Source organism: Phaeobacter sp. HF9A, assembly GCF_011806385.1.
Classification (GTDB): Bacteria; Pseudomonadota; Alphaproteobacteria; order Rhodobacterales; family Rhodobacteraceae; genus Epibacterium.
In genome coordinates, this window is the sequence record NZ_JAATOX010000164.1 from 1 (window position 1) to 6914 (window position 6914).

Here is a 6914-nt window from a genome sequence, read left to right on the forward strand (position 1 = left end):
AAAGGAACCGCTATGGCGGATCAATTGTTCTGCGAAAAACGGCTTGACTGGGACGCCCCCGTTACCGAAGTCCAGACCCTAGGTTGAGGATGCACGGAACCTGAGCCCGCGGCGACGATACGGTTCAGATGGTCGGCTGTGCCAACTATTCGGAGCAGGTGCAGGAAAGGCATGAAAAGATCCCGTTGCGGACAGACACTAGCCTTGGCGTTGCTGAGTGTTCGCCTTAAGGTAGTGCGAAAACATGGAGGCCAGAAATGCCAACCGAGATCGTCGTCATCACGACAGTGCTTCTTCTCTACGCGGCCATCGTTGTCAGTCCGGGTCCGAACTTCGCCCTGATTTCCCGTCTGGCAATCTCCGGGGCAAGGCAAACCGCCGTTGGTGCCACTCTCGGGCTGGCCTGTGCCGCGACGCTCTATGCGGTCCTGAGCATGTCCGGTCTTGCCCTGCTGCTCACCCGGATCGGTTGGCTGGCGGAGGCGGTGCAAATCGCCGGTGGCCTGTTTCTCGTTTATCTCGGAATCAAGGGATGGTTGCATCAACCCGCCGCCGATGATGAAGGCGGCATTCCTTTTGCGCAGGACAGCTTTGCCCGAGGTCTGCGTCTCGGTCTGCTCGTCAACCTGAGTAACCCGAAGGGAATCGCGTTTTTCATCAGTCTCTATGCCGCAACCATTCCGCCGGACACCTCTATGCTGGCAAGGGGCGCGATACTCAGCGGGGGCTTTGCGCTGGAAATCCTGTGGTATGGGCTGGTCGTCTGGCTGCTGTCCACGGGGCCGGCGCGGGCGGCCTATCGTAGGTTCGGTGTCTGGGTCGAGCGCGTCATGGGAACCTTTCTGGTGCTGTTCGGCCTCCGCCTCATCTTCGAGAAACGCACATGACCGGCAGGTTCAAGGAAATGGAACGGGCGGTTCTCTGCTGGCTGGCGACCGTGGATGCCCGCAACAGGCCCAATGTCTCGCCCAAGGAGATCTATGCCGAAACCGGCGCGAACCGGCTGGTGATCGCCGATATCGCTTCGGCGCGAAGCGTCAGCAACATTCGTGAGAATCCGGCGGTCTGCGTCAGCCTGATCGACATTTTCCTTCAGCGCGGGCGCAAGCTTGAAGGCCTAGCGGAGATCATCGCCCCCGATGATCCCGGTTTCACAACCTTGGCGGCCCCCCTGCTGGAAAAGACTGGCGGTGCGTTTCCGATCCGCCATGTCATATCCGTCGATGTCACCCGAGTCTCGCCCATCCTTGCGCCGAGCTATGTGCTGTTTCCGGATCGAAGCGAGGCAGACCAGCGCGCAGATGCCTATCGCACCTATGGAGTGCAGCCGATTCAAGAATGACGGGATTGTCCGCATAGCAGCCCTTGGTGCGACATGCGTGAGAGGTCTGGTTGGGCTCGGACATGTTTGGCGGTTGGGTTGGCTTGAACCCGCTTTCCTGACGAGCATGCAGGTAATGCCGGTGCTTGGGGTGGAAAATTCAACCGCCTTCGATACCCCCGCCGCAAGGGGCGCAGACTGGCTGCGCCCCTTGCGTTTTATTGTGCGTAGCCAAGCCCTTGCAGCGCTGTGGTGATCTCGTCAAGGATGGCCGGATCGTCAATGGTTGCGGGCATCTTCCACTCGGTGCCATCGGCGATGGCGACCATGGTGGCGCGCAGGATCTTGCCGGAGCGGGTCTTGGGCAGGCGATCCACCACACAGGCGAGCTTGAAGGCCGCCACGGGGCCGATCTTTTCGCGCACCTCTTTGACCACCTCGGCGCAGATCTCCTCGTGGCTGCGGTTGCAGCCCGCATTGAGGCAGAGGAAGCCCAGTGGCATTTGGCCCTTGAGGCTGTCGGCCACGCCGATCACCGCGCATTCGGCCACATCCGGGTGGCTCGCCAGGACCTCCTCCATGGCGCCGGTGGACAGGCGATGCCCGGCCACATTGATCACGTCATCGGTGCGCGCCATGATGTAGAGATAGCCATCCTCGTCCATCATCCCTGCATCGCCGGTCTCATAATAGCCGGGGAAGGTGGTCAGATAACTTTTCTTGAACCGCTCCTCGGCGTTCCAGAGGGTGGGCAGGGTGCCGGGGGGCAACGGCAGTTTGATCGCGATGGCGCCCAGCTCGCCCGCGGGCATCGGGTGGCCGCCTTCATCGAGGATCTGCACGTCATAGCCCGGCATTGGCACGGCGGGAGAGCCGAGTTTGGGCGGCAGCCCCTCGATCCCAAGCGGATTGGCGGCAATCGACCAGCCGGTTTCGGTCTGCCACCAGTGATCGACAATCGGCACGCCGAGCTTGTCTTGCGCCCAGGTGATGGTATCCGGGTCGGCACGCTCGCCGGCCAGATAGACCTGGCCGAGGCAGGACAGATCGTATTTTCCGACATAGTCGCCCTTTGGATCCTCGCGCTTGACGGCGCGGAAGGCGGTGGGCGCGGTGAAGAAGCTCTTGACCTTATGTTCGGAAATCACCCGCCAGAAGGTGCCCGCATCCGGCGTGCCGATGGGTTTGCCCTCAAACACGACGGTGGTGTTGCCGTGAATAAGCGGGCCGTAACAGATATAGCTGTGCCCCACGACCCAACCCACATCTGACGCCGCCCAGAACACATCGCCGGGATCGACGTTATAGATGTTCTTCATCGACCAGTTCAGCGCCACCAGCTGGCCAGCGGTATGACGGATCACCCCCTTTGGCTGTCCGGTGGTGCCGGAGGTATAGAGGATATAGGAGGGGTGGTTGCCCTCCACCGGCACGCATTCGGCGGGCTCGACCCCATATTGAAACCCGTGCCAGTTGACATCGCGGCCCTCGACCAGCTCGGCGACCTCTTGTTCGCGCTGGAAGATGACGCAGAAGTCCGGCTTATGGCTGGCCAGCTCGATCGCGCCATCCAGCAGCGGTTTGTAATGCACGATCCGCCCCGGCTCGATGCCGCAGGAGGCGGCAATGATCGCCTTGGGGGTGGCGTCATCAATCCGCACGGCGAGCTCATTTGCGGCAAAACCACCAAAGACGACCGAATGCACCGCGCCGATACGGGCGCAGGCCAGCATGGCCTCCAGCGCCTCGGGGATCATCGGCATGTAGATAATGACGCGATCCCCTTTCTCCACGCCTTTGGCCCGCAGCGCGCCGGCCAGCGTCGCCACGCGATTGCGCAGCTCGACAAAGGAAATCTCGCGCTTGGTATGAGTCACCGGGCTGTCATAGATGATCGCGGTCTGCTCGCCGCGCCCGGCCTCTACGTGGCGGTCCACCGCGTTATAGCAGGTGTTGACCTTGGCATCGGCGAACCATTCATACAGCCCGCCGCCCAGATCGCTCAGCGCCTTGCTTGGGGCCTGGTCCCAGTCGATCGCGCCGGCGGCCTCCATCCAGAACCCTTCCGGGTCAGCCTGCCACTGCGCATATACCTCAGAATAGGTCATGGGGATCCTCCTCACTGTCTCCTCCCGGGCAGACGTTAGGCGCAAGAAGTTGAACGGAGCAAGCACGCGCGTCGGCGCTGCGTCAGATTGGAGCACTCAAATCGCAGAATTTACGAAACCGGATTGCAAATTTTTGCAAACCACACGGGAAACGCGATCTTTGCTAAGATAATCCCGGCATTCTGCAAACTTGCAAAGCTAACTTGGCCCTCTTGCCGGGCATATGCGACTCAGGCCGGTGGCTTTTCTGGCCGCATGGGGCCGGATATTTTACCTTGCAGGGCGAATAATACCGCCACATGGGTGTTATCCCGGTATCACACGGAGAGAACCCATGATCAAATCGCTTCTGACCGCAACGCTGATGGCCGGGCTTTTATTTGCGCAGGGGGCGCAGGCTGCACCTGCCGCCTTTCGCCTGGATGCACAAGACAGCGTTGTCGGTTTTACCTATTATCTTGGTGGCAAGGCGACGCAGGGGCAGATGCCTGTCTCGGCGGCGGAGCTATCGCTGGATCTGGAGAATATCGCCGCCAGTCGCATAGATGTGACCCTCAGCCCCGATCACGCCCGGGCCGGATTTGTCATCGCCACCGAAGCGCTGAAGAGCGCCAGCGTGCTGGATGCGCGCCACTATCCCGACATCCGCTTTGTCGCGCGGCGGATCACCGGCACGCTGAACGGGGCGGAGGTGACCGGGGATCTGACCCTGCGTGGCGTGACCAAACCTGTGACCCTGAATGCGCAGCTCTATCGCCAGCGGGGCACCGATGTGGGAGAGCTGGATCATCTGGCGATCCTGCTGACCGGCAGCCTGGATCGGATGGCGTTCGGGGCAGAGGGTTACGCGGATCTGGTCGGCCCGCAGATTGATTTACGCATCCTGGCGCAGGTGGATCGGGTCAAGAGCTGACCCCGTCGCCTCTGTGATATCGCCAGAAAGGGCGCAAAAAAAGGCGGGCAAAGGCCCGCCTTTCTGCTGTCTTGACCAAAACCGGCAGGGCGCTGGGCGTCAGCCGTAATGGGTGACGGGCGTGCCGGCGATGGCCGCCATGTTCAGCAAGCCGCGCGCGGTGATCGAAGGCGACACGATATGGGCGCGGTTGCCCATGCCCATCAGGATCGGCCCCACTTCCAGCCCACCTGCGCGCATCTTCAGGATGTTGCGCACGCCGGAGGCCGTGTCCGAATTGGAGAAGACCAGCGTATTGGCGATGCCTTCGAGCCGGGAGTTGGGGAAGATCCGTTCGCGCAGATCCGGGTCCAGAGCCGCGTCGAGATTCATCTCGCCCTCATAGACAAACTCGCGCCGCTTGTCGTCGAGGATCTCCAGCGCCGCGCGCAGCCGGGCACCGCTGTCGCATTGGGTGTTGCCGAACTGGCTTTGCGAGCAGAGCGCGATCTTGGGCTCCAGGCCAAAGCGGCGAACATGGCGCGCGGCGCCAATGACGGTCTGCGCGATCTCTTCCGGGGTGGGTTCAATGCGCACATGGGTATCGGCGATGAACAGCGGACCATCTTCCAGGATCATCAGCGACAGCGCCCCATGCGGCGAATAGCTGCCACCCCCCAGGATCTGGTTCACATAGTTCAGATGCCAGCGATATTCGCCAAAGGTGCCGCAGATCATGCTGTCGGCCTCGCCGCGATGCACCATGATGGCGCCGATCGCGGTGGTGTTGGTGCGCAGGATCGCCTTGGCCAGATCCGGGGTGACGCCGCGGCGCTGCATGATGCGGTGATAGCTGGTCCAGTAATCGCGATAGCGCGGGTCGTTTTCCGGGTTCACGATCTGGAAATCCTGGCCGGGGCGCACCTCCAGGCCGAGCCGCTCGCAGCGGGCTTCGATCACCTCGGGTCGCCCGATCAGGATCGGGGTTTCGGTGGTCTCGCGCAGGATTTCCTGGGTGGTGCGCAGCACCCGCTCGTCTTCGCCCTCGGTAAAGACGATCCGGCGCGAGGCTGCCCTTGCGGCCTCAAAGACCGGTTTCATCAAGAGGGCGGATTTGAACACGCTCTGGTTCAGCTTGGCGCGATAGGCCGCGAGATCGTCGATCGGCCGTTTGGCCACGCCGCTGCTCATCGCCGCCTTGGCCACCGCCGAGGAAACCACGCCCACCAGCCGCGGATCAAAGGGTTTGGGGATCAGATAGTCCGCGCCAAAGGTCAGCTGCTCGCCCTTATAGGCCGCGGCTGCCTCGGCCGAGGTGGTGGCGCGCGCCAGCTCTGCGATGCCCTCGACGCAGGCGATCTGCATCTCGTCGTTGATCTCGGTCGCGCCCACGTCCAGCGCGCCACGGAAGATGAACGGAAAACACAGCACGTTATTGACCTGATTGGGGAAATCGCTGCGGCCCGTGGCGATGATCGCATTCGGCGCCACCTTGCGGGCCAGATCCGGCATGATCTCCGGCGTTGGGTTGGCCAGCGCAAAGATGATCGGGCGTGCGGTCATTTTTCCGACCATCTCGGGCGTCAGCACCTTGGGGCCCGAGAGGCCCAGGAACAGATCGGCGTCTTCGATCACATCATCCAGCGTGCGCTTGTCAGAGGCCTGTGCAAAGGCCGCCTTTTGCGGGTTCATGTCCTCTTCGCGGCCCTCATAGACCAGGCCATGAATATCACAGAGCCAGATGTTTTCGCGCTTCACCCCGAGTTTCAGCAGCATGTTGAGACAGGCAATCCCTGCCGCGCCACCACCGGTGGAGACGATCTTGATGTCCTCGAACCGCTTGCCAGCGACATGCAGCGCGTTCTTGGCCGCCGCGCCGACCACGATGGCGGTGCCGTGCTGATCGTCGTGGAAGACCGGAATGTTCATCCGCTCGCGGCAGAGTTTTTCGACGATAAAACAATCGGGTGCCTTGATGTCTTCAAGGTTGATCGCGCCAAAGGTCGGCTCCAGCGCGCAGACGATATCGGCCAGTTTTTCCGGGTCGCTCTCGTTCACCTCGAGGTCGAAACAGTCGATATTGGCGAATTTCTTGAACAGGACGGCCTTGCCCTCCATCACCGGTTTGGAGGCCAGCGCGCCGATATTTCCTAGCCCCAGCACCGCCGAACCATTGGAGACCACCGCCACAAGATTGCCGCGCGCGGTATAGCGCGCTGCGTTTTCCTCCGCGTCCTTGATCTCCAGGCAGGCTTCGGCGACGCCGGGAGAATAGGCACGGGCCAGGTCATTGCCGGTGGCCAGCGGTTTGGTTGCGCGAATTTCCAATTTTCCAGGCCGGGGAAACTCGTGGTAGCGCAGCGCTGCATCGCGGGCGGAAACAGAGGTCTTGTCGGTCATATCGGGGCGCTCCTCATGGTGATAGTTTAGCATTAAACTATCTTTGTGGAGAGGGGAACAGGCTTTCTCCGCGCAAGTCAAGCTTCGGCATTTCGCCGCTTGATGGGGCGACCGCGATGTCCTTTGTCCTTGCACCTGTCGAGAGGCTGCAAGGAGGGGGAGGGCTCCCGCTGCCGCGCGTGCCCTGCCTGCG

At 61.8% G+C, this 6914-nt stretch carries 5 protein-coding genes; 3 read left to right on the plus strand and 2 right to left on the minus strand.

The genetic code is table 11. The features are described from left to right. The first annotated feature begins 257 nt into the window (after positions 1 to 257). Both HCZ87_RS18965 and HCZ87_RS18970 read left to right on the plus strand, forming a co-directional pair. Positions 258 to 887 (plus strand): LysE family translocator, encoded by a 630-nt coding sequence (locus tag HCZ87_RS18965; protein WP_167646379.1) that lies wholly within the window; start codon positions 258 to 260, stop codon positions 885 to 887. Next, on the plus strand, positions 884 to 1342 hold the full coding sequence (locus tag HCZ87_RS18970; RefSeq protein ID WP_167646381.1) for a pyridoxamine 5'-phosphate oxidase family protein: 459 nt from the start codon (positions 884 to 886) through the stop codon (positions 1340 to 1342). The genes HCZ87_RS18965 and HCZ87_RS18970 overlap by 4 nt, the downstream gene beginning before the upstream one ends. 197 nt (positions 1343 to 1539) lie before the next feature. On the opposite strand, the gene prpE is transcribed toward HCZ87_RS18970, so the two are convergent. Next, positions 1540 to 3429: a propionate-CoA ligase PrpE gene (gene prpE, locus HCZ87_RS18975; RefSeq protein WP_167646383.1), complete on the minus strand. Its 1890-nt coding sequence runs from the start codon at positions 3427 to 3429 to the stop codon at positions 1540 to 1542. A gap of 334 nt (positions 3430 to 3763) precedes the next feature. Between prpE and HCZ87_RS18980 the strand changes: the two genes are divergently transcribed. After that, positions 3764 to 4342, plus strand: coding sequence for a YceI family protein (locus tag HCZ87_RS18980; protein WP_254868703.1), 579 nt, complete (start codon positions 3764 to 3766; stop codon positions 4340 to 4342). 99 nt (positions 4343 to 4441) lie between these two features. Here HCZ87_RS18980 and HCZ87_RS18985 read toward each other — a convergent pair whose 3' ends face one another. Further along, positions 4442 to 6721 (minus strand): NADP-dependent malic enzyme, encoded by a 2280-nt coding sequence (locus tag HCZ87_RS18985; RefSeq protein WP_167646388.1) that lies wholly within the window; start codon positions 6719 to 6721, stop codon positions 4442 to 4444. Positions 6722 to 6914 lie beyond the last annotated feature (193 nt).

Bases quoted from the DNA above. Each gene is read 5' to 3' on its own strand.
- HCZ87_RS18980 (WP_254868703.1), top strand. From the start codon at position 3,764: ATGATCAAATCGCTTCTGACCGCAACGCTGATGGCCGGGCTTTTATTT.
- prpE (WP_167646383.1), bottom strand. From the start codon at position 3,429: ATGACCTATTCTGAGGTATATGCGCAGTGGCAGGCTGACCCGGAAGGG.
- HCZ87_RS18985 (WP_167646388.1), bottom strand. From the start codon at position 6,721: ATGACCGACAAGACCTCTGTTTCCGCCCGCGATGCAGCGCTGCGCTAC.
- HCZ87_RS18965 (WP_167646379.1), top strand. From the start codon at position 258: ATGCCAACCGAGATCGTCGTCATCACGACAGTGCTTCTTCTCTACGCG.
- HCZ87_RS18970 (WP_167646381.1), top strand. From the start codon at position 884: ATGACCGGCAGGTTCAAGGAAATGGAACGGGCGGTTCTCTGCTGGCTG.